We start from the raw sequence: 20,407 nt of genomic DNA, 5'->3' as shown, positions 1-20,407 counted from the left end.
TGCCTTGGTCAAGCATTGGAGTAGTGGTCTCGCAGGCCCAGCCAGCGGCGGATCAGGGGCTCGACATGGCTCGTGTGTTTATCCATCAGGCAAGTTGACCCTCTTCTGCATCTGCCTTGGTCAAGCATTGGAGTAGTGGTCTCGCAGGCCCAGCCAGCGGCGGATCAGGGGCTCGACATGAGCCGGGTGTTTGTCCATCAGGAAACGCGCCATCTTCTGCACCTGAGGGATGAGCGGCTGGTCGCGCACCAGATCGGCGATCTTGAGATCGGCCAGACCGGTCTGGCGGGTACCAAGCAGCTCGCCTGGGCCGCGCAGTTCCAGATCTCGCTGGGCGATGAGAAAGCCGTCATTGGTCTCCCGCAGCACCCCGAGGCGGCTCTGGGCGGTCTTGGACAAGGGGGCATGATAGAGCAGCACGCAGTGAGAGGCCACCGACCCCCGCCCGACCCGGCCGCGCAGCTGGTGCAACTGGGCCAGCCCCAGTCGCTCCGGGTTTTCGATGATCATCAGGCTGGCATTGGGCACATCCACCCCCACCTCGATGACGGTGGTGGCGACCAGCAGTTGCAGTATGCCCGCCTTGAACTCCTCCATCACCCGTTGTTTCTCGACGGGGCGCATCCGGCCGTGTACCAGGCCGATGTGCAGGCCGGGCAGCAGGGTTTGCAGCTCGGCGGCGGTGTCTTCGGCGGCCTGGCACTCCAGCACCTCCGACTCCTCGATCAGGGTGCAGACCCAGTAGGCCTGCTTGCCCTCCTCGCAGGCGAGCCTCACCCGCTCGATCACGTCCTGGCGGCGACTGTCCGGCAGGGCGACCGTGGTAATGGGAGTGCGGCCCGGCGGCAGCTCGTCGATGATGGAGGTGTCGAGGTCCGCATAGGCGGTCATCGCCAGGGTGCGGGGGATGGGGGTGGCGGTCATGATGAGCTGGTGGGGATGCACCCCTTCCCGCTCCCCTTTTTCTCGCAGGGCGAGGCGCTGATGCACCCCGAACCTGTGCTGTTCGTCGATGATGACCAGGGCGAGGCGCTGGAACACCACCTGCTCCTGGAAGATGGCGTGGGTACCCACCACCATCTTGACGCTGCCATCGGCGATGGCGGCCAGCGCCTCTTCCCGCGCCTTGCCCTTCTGCTTGCCCGCCAGCCAGCCCACCTTGATGCCGAGCGGCTCCAGCCACCTGGCGAAGTTGATGGCGTGCTGCTCGGCAAGCAGCTCGGTCGGGGCCATCAGCCCCACCTGGCAGCCGTTGCCGATGGCCTGCAGGGCGGCCAGTGCCGCGACCAGCGTTTTGCCTGAGCCCACGTCCCCCTGGACCAGCCGCATCATGGGGTGGCTCTGTTGCAGATCCCTGGCTATCTCCGCCACCACCCGGCTCTGGGCGCCGGTGGGGGTGAACGGCAGGGCGCCGAGCAGCTGCTGGACCAGCTCGGGAGCGGGTTTGAGGGCACGGGCCAGCTGGGTCTGTGCCTGGGCGCGTACCTTCAAGACCGAGAGGTTGTGGGCCAGCAGCTCTTCCAGTACCAGCCGCTGCTGTGCCGGGTGCTGGCCGCTCTCGAGCAGGGCCAGCGCCACCGAGGGAGGCGGGCGGTGGAGCAGCTTCAGGGCCGCGGCCAGATCGATCTGCTGGGGATAGAGGCCGGCAGGCAGCAGCTCCTCGACCCCGTAGAGGTCGAGCTGGGCCAGGGCCTGGTCCGTGAGGCTGCGCAGGGTGAGCTGGCGCAGCCCCTCTGTGGTGGGGTAGACGGGGGTGAGGGCCTCTTCGGTCTGGCCGGCCTGCTCCTCGCCGAGCAGCTTGTACTCGGGGTGGGCCATCTCCAGGCCGTACTTGCCGGGACGTGTCTCGCCGAAGCAGCGGATAAGGCGGCCCTGGGCCAGGCTGTTTTTCTGGGCAGCGGTGAAATTGAAGAAGCGCAGGGTCAGGCTGCCGGTGCCGTCGCTGATACGGCACACCAGCATGCGGCGGCGCCCCATCACCAGCTGGGTGTCCTGGATCTCGCCCTCGACGGCACCGTGCAGGCCGGGCGGCAGATCGCCGATGGGCCACACCTGGGTGCGGTCCTCGTAGCGCAGGGGGAGGTGGAACAGCAGGTCTTGCACCGTGGCCAGCCCCAGTCGCTCGAGTTTCTCCAGCATCTTGCTGCCGACACCCTTGAGGCTGTCGAGAGAGATTTTATCCAATTTCATCAATTAGATGCCCGAAAACACTGTAAATATGTCCAGATGATAGGGGGTGTTGCGGCCTCGATGCAAGCCGCGTTGTGCCGTTCTGGGCTGGTGGGCAAGGGAGCGGGGGGAGGGTCATCCATGAAAAAGGCCTGCCGGAAACGGTAGGCCTTTTCACTGACGGGGCGTCCTGGCGGTCAGATGATGCGCTTGAGCAGGAGGTGAGCCTTGACCCTGTGGATCCGGGCCAGCAGCTTGCGCACCTGATCCGGGTAATCCTTGATCTGCTCTATCTGGTCGAAGTGACTGATGCGGCGGGTGTGGGCCAGGATGTTCTCCCGCTCCGCACTGAACTGCTCGCGCAGGTGATGGTGCTGGTCGTGTACCAGCAGGCCGTTCTCCAGATCCAGCGCCCAGGCTCGGGGATTGAGGTTGTTGCCGGTGAGCAGGGCCCACTCCTCATCCACGAAGATCCCCTTGAGGTGATAGGAGTTCTTCTCGCAGCACCAGAGCATGAGGTTGAGCCGGCCGTTGTCGATGTGGTGCTGGTTGCGCTCGGCAAACTTGCGCAGGTTGGTCTCGTAGAGATAGGGCAGACCGCCGATGGTAGAGAACTTCTCCTCCGGGGGGATGAAGAAGTCGTTGGCGGTCTTGTCGCCCACGACGATGGTCACCTTACAGCCGCGTTTGAGCAGCGCCTCCACGTCCTTGTTCAACTCCTTGGGGGGGTTGAAGTAGGGGGTGCAGATGAAGATCTCCCGCTCGGTGGCCCGCACCAGGTTGCGGATCATCCGGTTGAGCTGGTTGCCCCGCTTGCCCAGGCCCACCATGGGGGTCACGGCGATCTCCCGATCGTTGGGCTGGATGCTCTCGAAGCGGTACTGGCAGAGGCGCAGACGCTGCTTGAAGCGGCGGATCGGTCCCTTGAGCTGCTTGGCGCCGGGGATGCCGGTGCGATCCAGCCGCTGGACGGCCTCGCTGCCGAGGAAGACGTCATCCACGTAGTTGACCATGCTGCGGGTCAGTGCCGGGCTGTGGATCTGGTGATAGCGATCGAAGCGGTAGCGCTCCTGCTGGTGCAGGTAGATGTCGTTGAGACTGGCGCCGGAGTAAAGCAGGGTGTCGTCGAAGATGAAGCCCTTGAGGTGCAGCACCCCGAGCAGCTCGCGGCCCTTGACCGGCACGCCGTAGATCTCGATCTGGTGTTGGTGGCTGGCGGCCATGGCCTGGTACATCAGGTGGTTGCCCCCCTGCTTGCCCTTGCCGATCAGGCCGCGCTGGGCGCGGTGGAAGTCGACGAACACCTTGATGTCGAGAGAGGGATTGCGCTGCTTGGCGGCATAGAGGGCGGAGAGGATCTCCCGGCCCGCCTCGTCATCCTGCAGATAGAGCGCGATCAGATAGATGCGCTGGGTCGCATAGGCGATGAGCGACAGGATCCGGCTCTTGAAGTCTTTGGCGCTGCTGAGTATCTGGAACTGATCCGCGGCAACCGCGATCTGGGGTAAGCGGGTCAGCAACTGTCGATAATGTGCCGATGAATGCATAGAGAAGCCTGAAATCACGGGATGAAGCGTTCCACTCGGGGCGAAGAATAGGCAATTCTAGCAATCTGTGGCGATGGGCCCAAGCAAGAATCCGTAAAAAGTCGGTGCAATATCACATCGGGGCCGACGGATGCGGCCCCGATGTGTTTCCGTCAGAGGATGGCGCTGGCCGTGGCCACGATGAGGAAGGCGATGGTGCCGAGCAGGGTCTCCATCACGGTCCAGGTCTTGAGGGTGGTCTTCTCGTCCATGTTGAGGAAGCGGCTGACCAGCCAGAAGCCGGAGTCATTGAAGTGGGAGAGCACGGTGGCGCCCCCGGCGATGGCGATGACGATGAAGGTCAGGTCCAGCTCGCTCAGGCCGGTGGTGGCGGCCACGGTCGGCGCCATCAGGGCGGCGGTGGTGGTCAGGGCCACGGTGGCGGAACCCTGGGCGACCCGCAGCGCGGCGGACACCAGGAAGGCTGCGAGGATCACCGGCATGCCGGTATCGGAGAGCACGTCGGCCAGCGCGGTGCCGATGCCGCTCGCCCGCAATACGCCGCCGAACATGCCGCCGGCACCGGTGACCAGGATGACGGCGCAGACCGGGGCCAGGGCGTCGTTGCAGAACTTCTCGAGCTGCACTTTGCCCTGGCTCTGGCGGAACATCCAGAGGGCGTACAGCACAGTGATGAGCAGGGCGACCGGGGTCTTGCCGACCATACGCAGCACGTTGACCCAGTCCGCACCCTTGTCGATGACGCCCATGACGCCCAGGGTATTGAGGCCGGTATCCATGAAGATGAGCACCAGCGGCAGCAGCAGGATGGAGATCACCTGGCCGAAGCTCGGCGCCTTGTCGGAGAGCAGCTCGGCGCTGGCAGTGAAGCTCGGGGGCAGGGGCAGCTCAAACTTCTTGCCGGACCAGAGCCCGAACAGGTAGGCACCCAGATACCAGGTGGGCAGCGCGACCAGCAGGCCCACGACGGTGAGCAGACCGATGTTGGCACCCAGCAGCTCGCTGGCGGCCACCGGGCCCGGGTGGGGCGGCAGGAAGGCGTGCATCACCGCGAAGGCACCGGCGGAGGGCAGGGCATACTTGAGGACGGAGCCGCCGAACTGCTTCGCCACGCTGAAGATGATGGGCAGCATGACGATGAGGCCGGCGTCAAAGAAGATCGGGAAGCCGAACAGCAGGGAGGCCACACCCAGCGCGAAGGGGGCGCGGTGGGAGCCGAAGCGGTTGATCAGGGTATCGGCCAGTACCTTGGCGCCCCCCGTCATCTCCAGGATCCTGCCTATCATGGCGCCGAGGCCGACCAGCAGCGCGACCGAGGCCAGGGTGCCGCCGAAACCGGTCAGCATGGTGGGGATCACCTGGTCATAGGTGACCCCGGTGGCCAGGGCCGTCAGCATGCTGACCAGGGTCAATGCCACGAAGGCATGTACCTTGAATCGCATGATCAGCACCAGCAACATGACAATGGCTCCGCCCGCTACCGAGAGCAGATAGGCGACATCGGGTGTGTTCATTGCTCCGTCCATAAAATTGTCCTCAAATGGTTCTAGTTGTTGTTCTGCACATTTCTGTGCTGCACTTCACATTGCGAAACGTTACCGGTAACATGTTACCGGTAACGTGGTAGCTTAGAACCCATCAGGCGAACGTTTTTTGAAAAGTGAGAGAGAGGTCAAATAATGGCGGGCAAGTGCATTATCGTGATGGGTGTGTGTGGCAGCGGCAAGTCCAGCATCGGCCTCAAGGTGGCCAATGCTCTGGGGGCCAAGTTCATCGACGGCGATGATCTGCACCCTCGCGCGAACATCCAGAAGATGGCGGCGGGCAACCCGCTCAACGACGAAGACAGGGCCCCCTGGCTTGAGCGGATCCGCGATGCGGCCTACAGCCTGGAGCGCAAGAACGAGCTCGGCGTCATCGTCTGCTCGGCCCTCAAGAAGCAGTACCGCGACCAGATCCGCGAGGGCAACGACTCGGTGAGTTTCCTGTTTCTGGACGGCAGCCAGTCCCTCATTCTCGAACGGATGCGGGCACGGCAGGGCCACTTCATGCGCGAAGCCATGGTACAAAGCCAGTTTGATACCCTGGAGCGACCGGATGGCGAGCCCGGCGTGTTTCGCATCGATATCGACGGGACCTTCGAACAGGTGGTCGACCGTGCCGTCACCGCGCTGACGCAGGCGCAATGAGCCATGTCGCGCGCCCGGCTGCAGCCGACCGCGCCCGTATATAGAGTTGGAGAGAAAGCTATGACCCATCCCGTGATCACCCAGGTGACCAACCGCATCCGCGAGCGCAGCACCGCCCGCCGTGCCCGCTTCCTGGCCCGCATCCAGCGCCAGGCCGATCAGGGCAAGACCCGCGCCTCCCTCTCCTGTGGCAACCTGGCCCACGCCGTGGCCGCCTCGAGCTGTGACGAGAAGGGGCGGATCCTCGACATGACCCGCGCCAACGTGGCCATCGTCACCGCCTACAACGACATGCTGAGTGCCCATCAGCCCTATCAGGGCTACCCGGACATCATCAAGGGCGCCCTGGCGGAGCTCGGCCACAGCGCCCAGGTTGCCGGCGGCGTGCCCGCCATGTGCGACGGCGTGACCCAGGGTCAGCCGGGGATGGACATGTCCCTCTTCTCCCGGGATCTCATCGCCCAGGCCACCGCGGTCTCCCTCTCCCACAACACCTTCGACGCCACCTTGCTGCTCGGTATCTGCGACAAGATTGCCCCGGGCCAGATCATGGGGGCGCTTTCCCACGCCCACCTGCCCACCGCCTTCGTGCCTGCCGGCCCCATGGCGAGCGGCATCAGCAACGACGAGAAGGTGAAGGTGCGCCAGCAGTACGCTGCCGGTGAAGTGGGCCGTGACGCCCTGCTCAAGATGGAGTGCGGCGCCTACCACGCGGCGGGCACCTGCACCTTCTACGGCACCGCCAACACCAACCAGCTGGTGTTCGAAGCCATGGGTCTGATGCTGCCGGGCTCCGCCTTCGTGCATCCGCACAGCGAGCTGCGCCACGCCCTCACCGAGGAAGCGGCCCGCCGCATCAGCGCCATGATCCCGGGCTCCCCGGCCTATCGCCCCCTGAGTGCGGTGATCGACGAGCGCGCCCTGGTCAACGGCCTGGTGGCCCTGCTCGCCTCCGGCGGCAGCACCAACCACAGCATCCACATGGTGGCGCTGGCCCGCGCCGCCGGCCTGGAGCTGACCTGGGACGACCTGAGCGATCTCTCCGACGTGGTGCCGCTCCTGGTGCGCATGTACCCGAACGGCCCGGCGGACGTCAACGCCTTCGAACAGGCGGGGGGCGTGCCCGGCCTGATGCGTCGTCTGGCCGAAGAGGGGCTGATCCACCTGGATGCCACCCCGGTCTTCGGCGAGATGCAGGACTACCTCAGCCGTCCGGCACTGGTGGATGGCAAGCTGGTGTGGCAACCGGTGGGCGAGAGCGCGGATCCGAGCGTGCTCTCTCCCTCTGGCAGCGAGTTCCAGGCCACCGGCGGCACCAAGCTGCTGGCGGGCAACCTGGGCCGCGCCGTGGTCAAGGTTTCCGCCGTCGCGCCCGAGTATCGGGTCATCGAGGCCCCGGCCCGGGTCTTCTCCTCCCAGCATGCGGTGGAGGCGGCCTACAAGGCCGGTGAGTTGAACCAGGACGCCGTCATCGTGGTGCGCCACAACGGCCCGGCCGCCAACGGCATGCCGGAGCTGCACAAGCTGATGCCGGTGCTTGGCAACCTGCAGAAGGCGGGTCACAAGGTGGCCCTGGTCACCGATGGTCGCCTCTCCGGCGCCTCCGGCAAGATCCCGGCCGCCATCCACGTCACCCCGGAAGCGCTACACGGCGGGGCCATCGGCCTGCTCGCCGATGGCGACCTGCTGCGGGTGGATGCCGAGTCTGGCCGCCTCGACTGCCTGACCGATTTGAGCGACCGTACCCAGGCCGAGATCGACCTCACCCTGGAACAAGAGGGGTGGGGCCGTGAACTGTTCAGCGTGATGCGTCGCGCGGTATCGAGCGCCGAGTGCGGCGCCACCATCTTTGACTAAGGAAGAGCTATGCAGAACTGGAAAGTGACCCCTGCCGAGGTGTTTGCCGCCTCCCCCCTGGTACCCGTGATGGTCATCAACGACCTGGAGCAGGCCCTGCCGATGGCCAAGGCCCTGCTGGATGGCGGCATCTCGGTGTTCGAGATCACCCTGCGTACCCCGGTGGCGCTGGACGCCATCGCCCTCATCGCCAAGGCGATGCCGGATGCCATGGTCGGTGCCGGTACCGTGCTCAACTGCGCGCAGTTTGATGCCGCCGTCGTTGCCGGTGCCCGCTTCGTCATCTCCCCGGGCATGACCCCGGCCCTGCTGGCCCACGCGGCCAAGAGCACGGCGCCGCTGATCCCGGGCGTGGCCACCCCGTCCGAGGTGATGCAGGCGCTGGAAGCGGGCTACGACCACCTCAAATTCTTCCCGGCCGAGGCGAACGGCGGCACCAAGGCACTCTCCGCCATCGCGGCGCCCCTGCCCCAGGTGAAATTCTGCCCCACCGGCGGCATCGGCCCGAAAAACGTGGCCGACTACCTGGCGCTGAAATGTGTGGCCACCGTCGGCGGCTCCTGGATGCTGCCGGCAGACGCCGTCAAGAGCGGCAACTGGGAGGAGGTGACCCGCCTCTCCCGGGAAGCGGTTGAATTGGTTAAACGCTAAGCAAATATCGTTTAGAAAAATTAAACAGGCCACCCCCGGGTGGCCTGCTGTTTTTCCGCCCCCGGAGGGGGTGGGCCGTTTGCTTCCGGCCTCGCCCTGGCTTAAGGTCGGGGGCCGCCCCTCTCCCCTGGAGCCTTCATGTCCTGTCTGCATCCATCCTACCCGCAAGGGCACTTCACCGCGCTGCACTGCCACCCCCATGCCCAATACTGCTATCTGCACGACGGGGGCGGCATCATCACGGGGCGAGGGGAGGGAGAACTGCTGGTGGCGGGCCAGATCTGCTTTATTCCGGCGGGGTGGGAGCACGAGTTTCGCGTGCTGCGCCGCTCCCGGCTCTCCCTCCTCTATGTGCCGACGTCGGCCCGCACCGCCTTCGGCCCCTTGCAGGTCAGCCCGCTGCTGGCGGGCCTCTTCGCCCGCCTGCCCGAGCTGGCCGAGGAGGAGGTGAAGGGGGCCTATCTGACGGTGCTTGGCCAGGAGCTGGAGCGCGCCGACCCGCTCGCGGCGCGCATTCCCCTCACCGGTGAGCTGGACCCGCGCCTGCTGCGGGTGCTGGACAGGGTGTGCCAGGCACCCGCCATCCATCTGACGCTGACGGCGCTGGCGGCAGATTGCGGCGCCTCGGTGCGCACCCTCAACCGGCTCTTCCTCCAGCAGCTGGGGTGCAGCTTTCGCCAGTGGCGGGAGCAGGTGGTGCTGGGACGGGCGCGCCAGTTGCAGCACCGGGGGCTCACGCTGGCCCAGATCGCCGATCGGCTCGGCTACGAGGATCCCGGTGCCTTGTCCCGCGCACTCCAGCGCCTTGCCCGGCGCGAACCGGCGGCCTGAGGGCTCGTCGTCTGCCTTCCTGCCCGCCATGGCGGTGTCTGCGGGTTGCCGGCAGTCAGCACCGCGAGCCGATATCCGCATCCTCCTTGCTGCCCGCCAGCAGACAGGTCACCTCGTCGGTGTGGCAGATCCGATCGCCGCGAAAGGTGAAGAGGCCGCTCACCTTGCAGACCAGGGTGCCGCCGTCCTGGCGGGTGGCCCGTACCACATGGGTCGAGTGCACCCGCTCCCCCTGCGCCAGGGTGGCGACAAACTCGATGCTCGCCCCGGCCAGATGGCGGCGCAGTGTGGCGATGTGCTGGTGAAACGCCGGGTAGTCGAGCCGCTCGCCGTTCACCTCCTGGCAGTAGTCGGGGGTGAACCAGGCGTCGAGCTCCGCCAGGGGGAAGGCGGGATCGCAGATGACGCGCTGCAGGCAGGCTTTCAATCGTTCGGTGTGGTGCATGGTCTGCTCCTGACAGGGGGGATGGAGGAGCCAGCATAGGCCAGGGGGCGGCGAGGGGAGAGGGGAGAAGGCGCCATCATGGCGGTCGAACGCGCCATGATGGACGGGGATCAGCCGAGACTTTCCCCCTCATAGAGGGAGAAGCCGATGTCCTTGCACCTGGTCGCCAGCGGCTGGCCGCCGAGGCGGGCCAGCAGCATGATGGCGGCTTCGCGACCTATGGTCTCGCGGGGGGTGACGATACTGGCGAGCTTGGGGGTCATGGCGTGGCCGATGTCGAGGGCGTTGCTGCCGGCGATGGCCACCTGCTGGGGCACCGGGATCCACCTGGCCTGGCATTGCAGCAGGGCCCCCACTGCCAGGTCGTCGTTGGTGCAGAACAGGCCGTCGAGATCGGGGAAGCGCGCCATGGCCTGGGCCAGCAGCTCTCCCCCCAGGGTGAAGCTGGAGGATTGCTCCGTCAGCAGGTGCTGGCCGGTCAGACCGAAATCGGCCATCGCCTGGTAGTAGCCTTCCATTCGCAACTGGGTGCGCACGTCGAGCCGGGCGCCGAGGTAGATCACCTTGCGCCGTCCCCGGCGCAGCATCTCTGTTACCATGGCCCGGGCGGCGGCCCGGTGATCCATGCCCACCACCATGTCGATGGGGGAGAGGGGCAGATCCATGGTCTCCACCACCGGGATGCCGGCGGTGGCGATCATCTTGCGGGTGCGCTCGGTGTGCTGGGTGTCCGAGAGGATGAGCCCGTCCACGTTGTAGGATAGGAGTGAGGCGACCTGCTCCTCCTCCCGCTCCGGGCTGTAGCCGTAGTGGGCGAGCAGGGTCTGGTAGCCGGCGGGCCGGGTCACCGCCTCGATGCCGTGGATCACCGCCGAGAAGACCTGGTTGGAGAGGGAGGGGATCAGGATGCCGATCGCCTTGCTGGTGGCGTTCGACAGCATGTCCGGCGCCCGGTTCGGGATGTAGCCGAGCTCCTCCACCGCGGCGGCGATGCGCTCGCGGGTCCCTTCGGCCACGGCGGACGGGTCTCGCAGGTAGCGGCTGACGGTCATCTTGGTGACACCGGTCAGGTCGGCAATGTCCTGCAGGGTAGGGCGGCGCTTGCGGGTGTCGTTCATCTGGGGATCCGGCAAAAAATGTTACACGTAACATTACCGTTTTTGCACGGCAATGTCAGCATATGACGCCATCAACAGGGGGCAGGGGATGATCAAGGGCAGGTGTTTCGAGGGGATCCACTTCGAGCAGCAGGAGGTGGAGGGGGAGCAGTTCCAGGGGTGCCGCTTCATCGGCTGTCACTTCTCCTGGCTCGATCTCGGGGAGTGCCGCTTCGTCGACTGCAGCTTCTATGACAGGGAACGGGAATTGGGATGCCTGTTTCAGGGCTGCGATCTGCGGGAGGCGAGCTTCCTGCGCTGCGATCTCACCCTGGCGGACTTCGGCCGCAGCCAGTGTCTTGGGCTGGAGATGCGCGACTGCCAGGCCATGGGGATCAACTTCGCCCATGCCAGCTTCGCCAACCGGATCACTGCCAAAAGCTATTTCTGCGAGGCCCACCTCACCGGCAACAACTTCAGCTACGCCAACTTCGAAAGCTGTCTGCTGGAGCGGTGCGAGCTTGCCGGCAACCGCTGGCAGGGGGCCAACCTGCTTGGCGCCTCCCTGGCGGGCTCGGATCTCAGCGGCTCCGAGTTCGGGCAAATCGACTGGACCAGCTTCAACCTGCAAGGCTGCGATCTGCGCCAGTGCGATCTGCCCGGTCTGGATCTGCGCCAGGTCAACCTCGCCGGGGTGCAGATCAATGAAGATCAGCAGCAGGGGCTGCTGGAGCAGATCGGGCTGGTGGTCTTCCCCTGAGCGGGGTGGAAAAGAGGTAAGTTTTCATCATCGGGGCGGGCGGTGTGGTGCCCCCCCTGGCAAGCAAAAGTCTGCGCGATGCAGACTTTTTGTCAGGTGAAGTGGTAAACGACGCGGTGTTGCTGTCTTTTGCTCCCTGCCCCCCTCGCGGGAGAAGGGCTGGGGATGAGGTAGCGGACTCCACTCGGGCACCGCCAAGGCGGGCTTAGCGTCTGGCCAGCCACTTGGTCGGGTTGATGGCCTCGCCCTGATAGCGGATCTCGAAGTAGAGGCCGGAGCGCTCCTGTCCGCCGCTGTCGCCGACCAGGGCCACGGGCTCACCCTGCTCCACCTTTTGTCCCACCTGGCGCAGCAGCGACTGGTTGTGGCCGTAGAGGCTCATGTAGCCCTTGCCGTGGTCGATGACCAGCAGCATGCCGAAGCCGTCGAGCCAGTCGGCGTAGACCACCTGTCCCGGTGCCACCGCCTTGACCTGGGTCCCTTCGCTGGCGCCGATCAGGGTGCCCTTCCACTTCAGCTCGGCGGTACGTGGCGAGCCGTAGGAGATGAGGATGGGGCCCTGCACCGGCCAGCGCAGGTTGCCACCCGTGCTCAGACCGCCGTAGCCGTTGCTGCTTGCCTTGGCGCTGTTGCGGGCGGCTGCTTGCTGCTGCGCCACCTTGGCCTGCTGTTCGGCGACGCGTTGCTGCTGGGCCGCCAGCCGCTGCTGTTCGCCGACCTGGCGCTGCTGGGCCGCGATCCGCTGCTGCTCCTCGATGCGCTTCTGCTCGGCTGCCAGGCGCTGGGCCTCCAGACGGCGCTGGCGCTCCTGCTCGGCCTTGATCTTGGCAAGGCGCTCCCGCTCGGCCCGTTCGCGGCGTTCCTTTTCTTCCTGCTGACGACGCAGCTCTTCCAGCCGCGCCTTGAGCGCCTTCTCCGCCTTGACCAGCTTGTCGAGCTTCTGCTCGTCGGCCTGCACCGATTGCTGCAACTGGTTGCGCACCTTGGCACGGCTCTGCTGGCTGGCCAGCAGGCTCTGGTGATGTTCCTGCTGCTCGCCGAGCAGGGTCTGGAGGCGGTTCTCGGTCTCCCTGGTGGCCTGCTGGTTCTTGGCCAGCTTGTCACGGGTGGCGCGCAGGGCTTCAATGGCCTCGATACGGGCCTTGTTGAGGTAGTCGAAATAGTCGAGGGCGCGGCTCAGCTTGGCCGGATCCTGCTGGTTGAGCAGCAGTTTGAGGTAATCGTGGTTGCCCGCCTGGAAGGCGCTTTCCGCCTGCTTGGCCAGCAACTGCTTCTGGTGTTTGGCTTGTTGCTCCAGTGCCAGCTTGTCCTGCTGCAGGGACGCCAGCTTCTGCTGGTTCTGCCGGAGTTGCTGTCTGGTCTGCTCGAGTTTGGCGGCGGCAGCCGAAATGGCCTGCTCGTCAGCCTTGAGCTGGGTGTTGAGCTTGGCAAGCTCCTGCTTGCTGAGCTTGAGGGTCTGTTGCTGTTCCTTGATCTGGGACTGCATGGCCCCCAGCTGCTGGTTCGCAGCCTGGGCTGTGCCGGTACCGCCGATCAGGCAAAAAAACAGCGCGCCGGCCAACAGGCCGACGCGACTGGTTTTCTGTGAAATAATTTCGCATCCCCGCATGGGGCAGGATTATTTCAGAATCATCAGGGGCTTGCCAGTCATTTCCGGCGGCACCGGCAGACCCATCAGGGTCAGCATGGTGGGGGCCAGGTCGGACAGTTTGCCACCTTCGGCGACCTCGGCTTTACGACCGAAGTAGATGAGGGGAACCGGCAGATTGGTGTGGGCGGTGTGGGCCTGACCAGTCTCTTCGTCCATCATCTTCTCGGCGTTGCCATGGTCGGCGGTGATGAGGCACTCGCCACCCACTTCCGCCAGGGCGTCGGTGACGCGACCGATACAGTGGTCGACCGCTTCACAGGCTTTGACGGCCGCATCGAACACGCCGGTGTGACCGACCATGTCGCCGTTCGGGTAGTTGCAGATGATGACGTCGTACTTGCCGCTCTTGATGGCCGCAACCAGCTTGTCGGTCAGCTCTTCGGAGCTCATCTCCGGCTGCAGGTCATAGGTAGCCACTTTCGGGCTCGCCACGATTTCGCGATCTTCGCCGCTGAAGCAGGCCTCTTCGCCACCGTTGAAGAAGAAGGTGACGTGGGCGTACTTCTCGGTCTCGGAGATGCGCAGCTGGGTCTTGCCCTGCTTGGCCAGCCACTCACCCAGGGTATTGACCAGGGCGGTGGGCGGATAGGCACAGGCGGTTTTGATGTCGGCCGCGTATTCGGTCAGCATCACGAAGTGCAGCGCCGGGGTGGCGGTGCGGGCGAAGCCGGTGAAGTCGGTATCGACGAAGGCGCGGGTGATCTCGCGGGCGCGGTCGGCACGGAAGTTCATGAAGATCAGCGCATCGCCGTCGATCATCGGTACAGCGTCGCCGATGCGGGTGGCCTTGACGAACTCGTCGTTCTCGTCGCGGGCATAGGCGGCGGCCAGCGCGTCGGTGGCGTTGTCGGCGGTGAATTCGCCCTTGCCCTGGGTCATCAGGTCATAGGCCTGCTGCACGCGATCCCAGCGGTTGTCGCGGTCCATGGCGTAGTAACGACCGATCATGGAGGCGAAACGACCCTTGCCCAGGCGGGCAAACAGGGCGTCGAACAGCTCGATGGAGGACTGGGCGCTGCGCGGCGGGACGTCGCGGCCATCCAGGAAGGCGTGGAAGTAGATCTGCTCGGCGCCACGCTTGGCGGCCATCTCGATCATGCCCATGATGTGCTCTTCGTGGCTGTGTACGCCACCCGGGGACATCAGCCCCATGATGTGCACGGCCTTGCCCTTGGTCACGGCAGCGTCGACAGCCTTGGCCAGCTCGACGTTCTGGAAGAAGTCGCCATCCTGGATGTCCTTGGAGATGCGGGTCAGCTCCTGATAGACGACGCGACCGGCACCGATGTTGGTGTGGCCCACTTCGGAGTTGCCCATCTGGCCGTCCGGCAGACCCACGTCCAGGCCGGAGCCGGAGATCAGGGTGCTGGTGTAGTCACGGGCCAGGCGATCCAGATTGGGGGTCTTGGCAGCAGCAACGGCGTTGTACTCTTGCTTGGTGCTGTAGCCCCAACCGTCCATGATGACCAGAACCAGCGGTTTCTTAGCTGTTGACATAAGGCTATGTCCTCTCGGATAGGAATGAATTGCGGGAAGTGAAACTAGCGTAATATTACTACATCTGCCGAAATAGTCACCTGATAGCCAAGTCCCTCTCCAGCCTCGCTTTTTAACTGTTATCCCGCTGTTTTAGGCATGTTGCCGGCTTGTCTGCCGCGGCGGGGTTTCCTCTGTTTCCCCCCTCATTTCGGCATGGCGCATACTCTCGTTCGGCCCGGTTGGAGGAGGAAGAATCGGCAGCCATCCCTGATGGGAGCTTGCTCTCGCTTTGCCGCCAAGATGGCTGATCTTATGCAGGGCCCCATGTATACTCGGGCCCTTGTCTTGGTCCCTGGATAGTAGAAGATGCAAGAGTATTTGGATTTCGCGGCCCGCAATCCGCTGCTGACCGCAGCCTGGTTGGGCCTGGCAGGCACTCTGGTGTATACCACTGTGCGTGCTCGTTTTTCTCCGGTGAAGGCGGTCAACAACCACGCCGCTACCCTGCTGATCAACCGTGAAAATGCCACCGTCGTGGACATTCGCAGTCAGGATGAATTTGCCAAGGGCCATCTGGCCGGGGCCCATCACCTGCCGCTCGCCCAGATCCAGGCGAATAATCTGGGTCCGGTTGAAAAGCACAAGGATGCCCCCATCATAGTGGTGTGCGAGTCGGGGATGACCGCTGGTGGCGCGGGTCGCCAACTGAGCAAGGCCGGTTTCAAGCAGGTGTATGTGCTCAGCGGTGGCATGGCCCAATGGCGTGCAGACAATCTGCCGGTGACCAAAAAACGCTGATTTAAGGGCCTGCGCCCACTCATTATCTTAAAAAGGAATCAAACGAAATGGCTGACGAAATCAACAACCAGGAAGTGCAACCGGAATTCCACATCCAGCGTGTCTACACCAAGGATGTCTCCTTCGAAGCCCCGAATACCCCGCACATCTTCCAGAAAGAGTGGCAGCCTGACGTCAAGCTGGACATGGACACCAAGACCAATGTCCTGGCCGACAGCGTCTATGAAGTGGTGCTGACCCTGACCGTCACCTGCAAGCTGGAAACCGAGACTGCCTTCCTGTGTGAAGTGCAGCAAGCCGGCATCTTCACCATCGGCAACCTGCCGGAGCCGCAACTGGCCCACTGCCTGGCGGCCTTCTGCCCGAACATCCTGTTCCCGTATGCCCGCGAAGCGGTGTCCAACCTGGTGAGCAAGGGTTCCTTCCCGCAACTGAACCTGGCTCCGGTCAACTTCGACGCTCTGTTCGCCCAGCACATGGCGCAGGTACAGGCCCAGCAGGCGACTGCGGAAGCCTGATAATGGCCGACCAGATCGCAATCTCGGTCCTGGGGGCGGGGTCTTATGGCTCCGCCCTTGCCATTTCTCTGGCGCGCAATGGTCATCCGACCCTGCTGTGGGGTCACGACCCTGCCCATGTCGCCGAGCTGGAACAGGATCGCTGCAACAAGGCATTCTTGCCGGATGTCCCCTTCCCGGCCGATCTGCAACTGACGTCGGATCTGCAGGCGGCGGTGCAAGCCGCTCCCGTGCTGCTGCTGGTGGTGCCGAGCCATGTGTTCGGCCAGGTACTGGCCCGGGTCAAACCCTTCCTGCGCCCGGATACCCGGATCGCCTGGGCCACCAAGGGGCTGGAGCCGGACAGCGGCCGTCTGCTGCAAGAGGTGGCGCGCGAGGTGCTGGGGGATGCCATTCCACTGGCGGTCATCTCGGGCCCGACCTTCGCCCGCGAGCTGGCTGCCGGTCTGCCGACCGCCATCTCGGTGGCCTCCACCCACGACGACTTTGCCGACGATCTCTCCCACCTGCTGCACTGCGGCCGCTCGTTCCGGGTCTATACCAATCCGGACTTCATCGGTCTGCAGCTGGGCGGGGCGGTCAAGAACGTCATCGCCATCGGTGCCGGTCTCTCTGACGGACTCGGCTTTGGCGCCAACGCCAGAACCGCGCTCATCACTCGGGGTTTGGTGGAGATGCAGCGTCTGGGCGCCGCCCTCGGGGCCGACGCCAAGACCTTCATGGGGATGGCGGGGCTCGGGGATCTGGTGTTGACCTGTACCGACAACCAGTCGCGCAACCGCCGTTTCGGTCTGGCGCTGGGAGCGGGCAAGTCGGTTGACACCGCCATGGCCGAGATAGGCCAGGTGGTGGAAGGCTATCGCAACACCAAGGAAGTGCATCTGCTGGCGGCCCGCTGTGGCGTCGAGATGCCCATCTGCGAACAGATCTTCAAGGTGCTCTACGAGGGCAAGAACCCGAAAGAGGCGGCCATCGCCCTGCTGTCGCGAGACAAGAAGGACGAGTGATCTTCTGCCAGCCGCAGCATGCAAAAGGCCCCGCCAACTGGCGGGGCCTTTTCTTTGCCGCAAGGGGGCAAATCAGTAGTAGGAGTGGTCGCCGCGCTGGTGCTCGGTGGCATCCTTGACGCCGTTGAGCTCGCCCGGGAATTTCTCCAGCAGCTGCTTCTCGATCCCCTCTTTAAGGGTGTAGTCGACCATGGAGCAACCGTTGCAACCACCGCCAAACTGCAGGATGGCCAGTTTGTCGTCGGTCAGCTCGACCAAGGTGACCTTGCCGCCGTGACCGGCCAGCATGGGGTTCACCTCGGACATCAACACGTATTCGATACGGTCGATCAGCGGGGCGTCGTCGGCCACTTTGCGCATCTTGGCGTTGGGGGCTTTCAGGGTGAGCTGGGAGCCCATCTGATCGGTGACGAAGTCGATGGTGGCATCCACCAGGAAGGGGGCGCTCAGGGGATCGACCAGGCAGTCGAAGCCGCTGAAGGGCAGGTGCTGATCTTCCGGATCGACCGCGTCGGGTGGGCAATAGGATACGCCGCACTCGGCATTCTGGGTTCCCGGATTGACCACAAACACCCGGATGTTGGTGCCATCAGGCTGCTTCTCCAGCAACTTGCGGAAGTGGGCCTGGGCGGTGTCGGAAATGCTGATCATCACTATCCTCATAAACCTGAGTGTACGACTAGGGTATTCATGATAACTCGCTTGGCGGGGCTTGGGTAGCGTGCCGATGGCGAGCCTGTGAGCCCGGGCGTATCGGAATCATGCCGCCAGCGGCCTCCCGGGCCGGATCCCTGCCCGGTTATTTCAGGTGTCGGAGGGTACGGCAGATGGCCCACACCTCTACCGTGGTGACGCCGTGCTCATGGAGCAACCGGGTGAGTTGACCTGCGGTGGCGCCCGTGGTGACCACATCGTCGAGCAGTGCCACATGCCGGTAGTGGTGAGGTTCTATTTCGAAGGCGCCACGCAGATTGCGTCGCCGCTGGCCGGCACTGAGCCGGGTCTGTTGCGGGGTCGACCTTGTCCGGCGCAGTACGCGGGTGTCGCAAGGAATGCCGGTGAGTGCGCTCAGGGCATGGCCGATTTCTTCTGCCTGATTGAAGCCGCGCCACCACTGGCGCCACCAGTGCAGGGGAACCGGAATGATGACCTGCGGCGGACTGGCGAGGTCCAGATGGTCTGCCAGCAGGCGGGCAAGCAGCGGCGCGAGCAGGATCTGACCGGAATACTTCAACCGGGGGATGAGCTGGGCATAAGGTGCCTGATAATCGCCGATCACCTGCAAACGCTCCCAGGGGGCGGGTCTGCGCTGGCAGCGACCGCACAGCAGTTCGCTCTCGCGATGTTGCTCCGGCAGCGGTGCTGCACACATCAGGCATCGTCTGTCGTGTTGGCGCTGGGCGTGGCGGCACCAGGAGCACAACAAAGGCGTCTCGTCACAGGGCTGGCGACAGAGCAGGCACAGACCGAGCCAGTCGGACTGGGTGCCAAGGATCGGACTTGCTTTGGCGAGCAGCCGCTTTAACATGCAGGCTCCAAGCAGATAAACAGGGATCTTGAGTCTAGATGAGCGTATCGGTTGAGCGGTTTGGCCAGGGCCCGGACCTGGTGTTGTTGCATGGCTGGGGCATGAACGGGGCCGTCTGGCACGGTATTGCCCAAGAACTGGCTGCCCACTATCGGCTGCATCTGGTGGACCTGCCCGGCTTTGGCAACAGCCCCCTGCAAGCAGGAACAGACTACACCCTGCCCTGGCTGGCAGAGCAGGTGGCGGCCATATTGCCTGAAAAATGCCATCTGCTCGGCTGGTCCCTCGGTGGTCTGGTGGCGAGTCAGTTGGCGCTGACCATGCCTGAACGCCTTCACTCTCTCATTACCGTAGCCAGTTCTCCCTGCTTCATGGCCCGCGACGAGTGGCCCGGGATTGCCCCCAAGGTGCTGGCGGGGTTCAACCAGATGCTGGCCGGCGACTTCATGCAGACCATAGAGCGCTTCCTCGCGATCCAGGCCATGGGCAGCGAGCACGCCAGAAACGACATTCGCCAGTTGCGTCACTGGCTGGCGGAGCGACCCGCTCCCCGGCTTGCGGCCCTGGAGGCGGGTCTGGGCCTGCTGGCCGAGGTCGATCTGCGGGATGAACTGATCGGCCTGGATCTGCCCTGGCTGCGTCTTTACGGCAGGCTGGATACCCTGGTGCCGAAGGCCGCCATTCCCTTGCTGGATGCGCGTTACCCTGCCAGCCACAGTCTGGTGCTGGAGAAGGCATCCCATGCCCCCTTCATCTCCCATCCAGAGCAGTTCATCACCCTCCTGCGGCAGTTCATTGACTGAGATTTGAGCGGCAGGCTTCAATAACTCGTCAGGTTGATGGATAATTAGCCAACCCTATAGAGGAGTGTGCCAATGCGTATCGAATCAGCCATGACGGCGGGCGTGAAGGGGTTCCAACGGGCCGAGCAGTTAGCGGGCCAGGCGTCCAGCCAGATCGCCCGTCTCAATACGCCAGCGGGTGATCAGGTGCAGTTGCCGGATGAACTGGTGAATCTCAAGGTGGCCGAGCTGCATGCCGGGGCATCCGCCAAGGTGATCCAGACGGCCAGCGACATGCTGGGCACCCTGATCGATATCCGGGTGTGACATGAACATCAACGTCAGTCTGCCGACCATCATTCCGAATCAACTGCAGCCGCAGACGGAATCGGCGCAGACTGACAACCGCCGTGCAGAACTGGTGCCCCCCAGCCGCCAGAGCGAAGCGTCCAACGCCGAGTCCGGTGTCGGTTCCCAGAAAGAGAGATCCCGGGCCGCCCAGGCCAATCCCGCCACCCCATCCTCGTCCACGAAAGAGAACGGCCAGACCGGCCCCGTGATGGTGGCGCACCGTTTTGTCGAGGCAACGGGGGAGGAGGGGGAGCGTCGACAACGTCAGGAGGGTGAACAGCAGGAGCAGCAAAAGCAGCAGCAGCGTCAGGTGGCTGCGCTGGTCGAACGGGATCTCGAAGTTCGCAAGCATGAGCAGGCTCACCAGGCAGCCGGCGGCGAGCATGCGGGGAGCCCTGCCTACCAGTTTTCCCGTGGGCCGGATGGCAAGCGTTATGCCACCGGGGGGGAGGTGGTCATCGACATGGGGACCATTCCCGGGGATCCCGCCGCGACCATCGCCAAGATGCAGCAGGTGCGTGCCGCCGCACTGGCTCCCGATGAACCATCATCACAAGACATGAGTGTGGCCCGTGCCGCCTCTGGCAAGGAGGCACAGGCCCGCAAGGATCTGATGACCCTCAGGCAGGAAACCACAGGCCCGCTCGGTGCTTATATGGACAATCGAAACCAGGTGATTGCCAGGCACTATCAGCAAGCGGTGAGGCCAGCCTCCCCGCATAGCCTGAGTCAGGACGTTTGATCCCG

20 protein-coding genes are annotated in these 20,407 nt (G+C 64.4%); 11 read left to right on the top strand and 9 right to left on the bottom strand.

Annotated elements, in window-relative coordinates:
* Positions 1-120 precede the first annotated feature (120 nt).
* The 3 genes from recG to C3418_RS06440 form a co-directional block, all read right to left on the bottom strand.
* Complete coding sequence (gene recG / locus C3418_RS06450) at positions 121-2,190, bottom strand: ATP-dependent DNA helicase RecG (RefSeq protein WP_181023073.1); 2,070 nt, start codon at positions 2,188-2,190, stop codon at positions 121-123.
* A gap of 176 nt (positions 2,191-2,366) precedes the next feature.
* Positions 2,367-3,716: a CDP-diacylglycerol--serine O-phosphatidyltransferase gene (gene pssA, locus C3418_RS06445; protein WP_181023072.1), complete on the bottom strand. Its 1,350-nt coding sequence runs from the start codon at positions 3,714-3,716 to the stop codon at positions 2,367-2,369.
* Positions 3,717-3,868: 152 nt separating this feature from the next.
* Positions 3,869-5,230 (bottom strand): GntP family permease, encoded by a 1,362-nt coding sequence (locus C3418_RS06440; protein ID WP_236754779.1) that lies wholly within the window; start codon positions 5,228-5,230, stop codon positions 3,869-3,871.
* Positions 5,231-5,395: 165 nt separating this feature from the next.
* On the opposite strand from C3418_RS06440, the gene C3418_RS06435 reads away from it, so the two are divergent.
* The 4 genes from C3418_RS06435 to C3418_RS06420 all read left to right on the top strand — a co-directional run bounded on the left by C3418_RS06435 (position 5,396) and on the right by C3418_RS06420 (position 9,244).
* On the top strand, positions 5,396-5,905 hold the full coding sequence (locus C3418_RS06435; RefSeq protein WP_039039504.1) for a gluconokinase: 510 nt from the start codon (positions 5,396-5,398) through the stop codon (positions 5,903-5,905).
* Between the two features lie 60 nt (positions 5,906-5,965).
* Entirely contained in the window at positions 5,966-7,762 is a 1,797-nt protein-coding gene (gene edd / locus C3418_RS06430) for a phosphogluconate dehydratase (RefSeq protein ID WP_103858168.1), read from the top strand.
* A gap of 9 nt (positions 7,763-7,771) precedes the next feature.
* Positions 7,772-8,413, top strand: coding sequence for a bifunctional 4-hydroxy-2-oxoglutarate aldolase/2-dehydro-3-deoxy-phosphogluconate aldolase (locus C3418_RS06425; RefSeq protein WP_103858167.1), 642 nt, complete (start codon positions 7,772-7,774; stop codon positions 8,411-8,413).
* A gap of 138 nt (positions 8,414-8,551) precedes the next feature.
* Positions 8,552-9,244: an AraC family transcriptional regulator gene (locus tag C3418_RS06420; RefSeq protein ID WP_103858166.1), complete on the top strand. Its 693-nt coding sequence runs from the start codon at positions 8,552-8,554 to the stop codon at positions 9,242-9,244.
* A 55-nt stretch (positions 9,245-9,299) separates the two neighbouring features.
* Here C3418_RS06420 and C3418_RS06415 read toward each other — a convergent pair whose 3' ends face one another.
* Complete coding sequence (locus tag C3418_RS06415; RefSeq protein ID WP_041212170.1) at positions 9,300-9,689, bottom strand: nuclear transport factor 2 family protein; 390 nt, start codon at positions 9,687-9,689, stop codon at positions 9,300-9,302.
* Positions 9,690-9,799: 110 nt separating this feature from the next.
* Positions 9,800-10,807, bottom strand: a complete 1,008-nt coding sequence (locus tag C3418_RS06410; protein WP_039039499.1) for a substrate-binding domain-containing protein — start codon at positions 10,805-10,807, stop codon at positions 9,800-9,802.
* An 88-nt stretch (positions 10,808-10,895) separates the two neighbouring features.
* Here C3418_RS06410 and C3418_RS06405 point away from each other — a divergent pair, with 88 nt between their 5' ends.
* The gene (locus C3418_RS06405) at positions 10,896-11,546 is read left to right on the top strand and encodes a Qnr family pentapeptide repeat protein (RefSeq protein WP_103858165.1); all 651 of its coding nucleotides are present in this window, start codon (positions 10,896-10,898) and stop codon (positions 11,544-11,546) included.
* Positions 11,547-11,751: 205 nt separating this feature from the next.
* On the opposite strand, the gene C3418_RS06400 is transcribed toward C3418_RS06405, so the two are convergent.
* Positions 11,752-13,155: a peptidoglycan DD-metalloendopeptidase family protein gene (locus C3418_RS06400; protein WP_039039497.1), complete on the bottom strand. Its 1,404-nt coding sequence runs from the start codon at positions 13,153-13,155 to the stop codon at positions 11,752-11,754.
* 9 nt (positions 13,156-13,164) lie between these two features.
* Entirely contained in the window at positions 13,165-14,694 is a 1,530-nt protein-coding gene (gene gpmM, locus C3418_RS06395; RefSeq protein ID WP_039039496.1) for a 2,3-bisphosphoglycerate-independent phosphoglycerate mutase, read from the bottom strand.
* Between the two features lie 348 nt (positions 14,695-15,042).
* Here gpmM and C3418_RS06390 point away from each other — a divergent pair, with 348 nt between their 5' ends.
* Genes C3418_RS06390 through gpsA form a run of 3 tightly spaced genes read left to right on the top strand, consistent with a single transcriptional unit; the run spans position 15,043 to position 16,999 of the window.
* Positions 15,043-15,474, top strand: a complete 432-nt coding sequence (locus C3418_RS06390; RefSeq protein WP_010672546.1) for a rhodanese-like domain-containing protein — start codon at positions 15,043-15,045, stop codon at positions 15,472-15,474.
* Positions 15,475-15,521: 47 nt separating this feature from the next.
* Entirely contained in the window at positions 15,522-15,992 is a 471-nt protein-coding gene (gene secB, locus C3418_RS06385; protein WP_010672547.1) for a protein-export chaperone SecB, read from the top strand.
* A gap of 2 nt (positions 15,993-15,994) precedes the next feature.
* A complete protein-coding gene (gene gpsA, locus C3418_RS06380; RefSeq protein WP_010672548.1) occupies positions 15,995-16,999 on the top strand; it encodes an NAD(P)H-dependent glycerol-3-phosphate dehydrogenase in 1,005 nt (334 codons plus the stop codon).
* Between the two features lie 72 nt (positions 17,000-17,071).
* Here gpsA and nfuA read toward each other — a convergent pair whose 3' ends face one another.
* Both nfuA and C3418_RS06370 read right to left on the bottom strand, forming a co-directional pair.
* Complete coding sequence (nfuA, locus tag C3418_RS06375) at positions 17,072-17,650, bottom strand: Fe-S biogenesis protein NfuA (protein ID WP_010672549.1); 579 nt, start codon at positions 17,648-17,650, stop codon at positions 17,072-17,074.
* Between the two features lie 148 nt (positions 17,651-17,798).
* Positions 17,799-18,527, bottom strand: a complete 729-nt coding sequence (locus C3418_RS06370; RefSeq protein WP_045522393.1) for a ComF family protein — start codon at positions 18,525-18,527, stop codon at positions 17,799-17,801.
* A gap of 38 nt (positions 18,528-18,565) precedes the next feature.
* Here C3418_RS06370 and bioH point away from each other — a divergent pair, with 38 nt between their 5' ends.
* The 3 genes from bioH to C3418_RS06355 all read left to right on the top strand — a co-directional run bounded on the left by bioH (position 18,566) and on the right by C3418_RS06355 (position 20,402).
* Positions 18,566-19,330 carry a pimeloyl-ACP methyl ester esterase BioH gene (gene bioH / locus C3418_RS06365; RefSeq protein WP_041212176.1) on the top strand — a complete coding sequence of 255 codons (765 nt, stop codon included), beginning with the start codon at positions 18,566-18,568 and terminating at the stop codon, positions 19,328-19,330.
* Between the two features lie 72 nt (positions 19,331-19,402).
* Entirely contained in the window at positions 19,403-19,636 is a 234-nt protein-coding gene (locus C3418_RS06360; RefSeq protein WP_103858164.1) for a flagellar biosynthesis protein FlgE, read from the top strand.
* Position 19,637: 1 nt separating this feature from the next.
* Positions 19,638-20,402, top strand: coding sequence for a putative metalloprotease CJM1_0395 family protein (locus C3418_RS06355; protein WP_103858163.1), 765 nt, complete (start codon positions 19,638-19,640; stop codon positions 20,400-20,402).
* The last annotated feature ends 5 nt before the right edge of the window (positions 20,403-20,407 follow it).

Origin of the sequence: Aeromonas sp. ASNIH8 (assembly GCF_002919855.1) — a bacterium.
Classification (GTDB): Bacteria; Pseudomonadota; Gammaproteobacteria; order Enterobacterales; family Aeromonadaceae; genus Aeromonas; species Aeromonas caviae.
This window is presented reverse-complemented; position numbering and strand designations above follow the sequence as displayed.

Excerpts from the sequence above, each read along its gene's own strand:
- C3418_RS06415 (WP_041212170.1), bottom strand. The coding sequence starts at position 9,689 with ATGCACCACACCGAACGATTGAAAGCCTGCCTGCAGCGCGTCATCTGC.
- edd (WP_103858168.1), top strand. The coding sequence starts at position 5,966 with ATGACCCATCCCGTGATCACCCAGGTGACCAACCGCATCCGCGAGCGC.
- C3418_RS06400 (WP_039039497.1), bottom strand. The coding sequence starts at position 13,155 with ATGCGGGGATGCGAAATTATTTCACAGAAAACCAGTCGCGTCGGCCTG.
- gpmM (WP_039039496.1), bottom strand. The coding sequence starts at position 14,694 with ATGTCAACAGCTAAGAAACCGCTGGTTCTGGTCATCATGGACGGTTGG.
- bioH (WP_041212176.1), top strand. The coding sequence starts at position 18,566 with ATGAGCGTATCGGTTGAGCGGTTTGGCCAGGGCCCGGACCTGGTGTTG.
- C3418_RS06440 (WP_236754779.1), bottom strand. The coding sequence starts at position 5,230 with ATGAACACACCCGATGTCGCCTATCTGCTCTCGGTAGCGGGCGGAGCC.
- gpsA (WP_010672548.1), top strand. The coding sequence starts at position 15,995 with ATGGCCGACCAGATCGCAATCTCGGTCCTGGGGGCGGGGTCTTATGGC.
- C3418_RS06410 (WP_039039499.1), bottom strand. The coding sequence starts at position 10,807 with ATGAACGACACCCGCAAGCGCCGCCCTACCCTGCAGGACATTGCCGAC.
- C3418_RS06435 (WP_039039504.1), top strand. The coding sequence starts at position 5,396 with ATGGCGGGCAAGTGCATTATCGTGATGGGTGTGTGTGGCAGCGGCAAG.
- C3418_RS06425 (WP_103858167.1), top strand. The coding sequence starts at position 7,772 with ATGCAGAACTGGAAAGTGACCCCTGCCGAGGTGTTTGCCGCCTCCCCC.
- C3418_RS06390 (WP_010672546.1), top strand. The coding sequence starts at position 15,043 with ATGCAAGAGTATTTGGATTTCGCGGCCCGCAATCCGCTGCTGACCGCA.
- secB (WP_010672547.1), top strand. The coding sequence starts at position 15,522 with ATGGCTGACGAAATCAACAACCAGGAAGTGCAACCGGAATTCCACATC.
- C3418_RS06360 (WP_103858164.1), top strand. The coding sequence starts at position 19,403 with ATGCGTATCGAATCAGCCATGACGGCGGGCGTGAAGGGGTTCCAACGG.
- C3418_RS06420 (WP_103858166.1), top strand. The coding sequence starts at position 8,552 with ATGTCCTGTCTGCATCCATCCTACCCGCAAGGGCACTTCACCGCGCTG.
- recG (WP_181023073.1), bottom strand. The coding sequence starts at position 2,190 with ATGAAATTGGATAAAATCTCTCTCGACAGCCTCAAGGGTGTCGGCAGC.
- C3418_RS06370 (WP_045522393.1), bottom strand. The coding sequence starts at position 18,527 with ATGTTAAAGCGGCTGCTCGCCAAAGCAAGTCCGATCCTTGGCACCCAG.
- nfuA (WP_010672549.1), bottom strand. The coding sequence starts at position 17,650 with ATGATCAGCATTTCCGACACCGCCCAGGCCCACTTCCGCAAGTTGCTG.
- C3418_RS06405 (WP_103858165.1), top strand. The coding sequence starts at position 10,896 with ATGATCAAGGGCAGGTGTTTCGAGGGGATCCACTTCGAGCAGCAGGAG.
- C3418_RS06355 (WP_103858163.1), top strand. The coding sequence starts at position 19,638 with ATGAACATCAACGTCAGTCTGCCGACCATCATTCCGAATCAACTGCAG.
- pssA (WP_181023072.1), bottom strand. The coding sequence starts at position 3,716 with ATGCATTCATCGGCACATTATCGACAGTTGCTGACCCGCTTACCCCAG.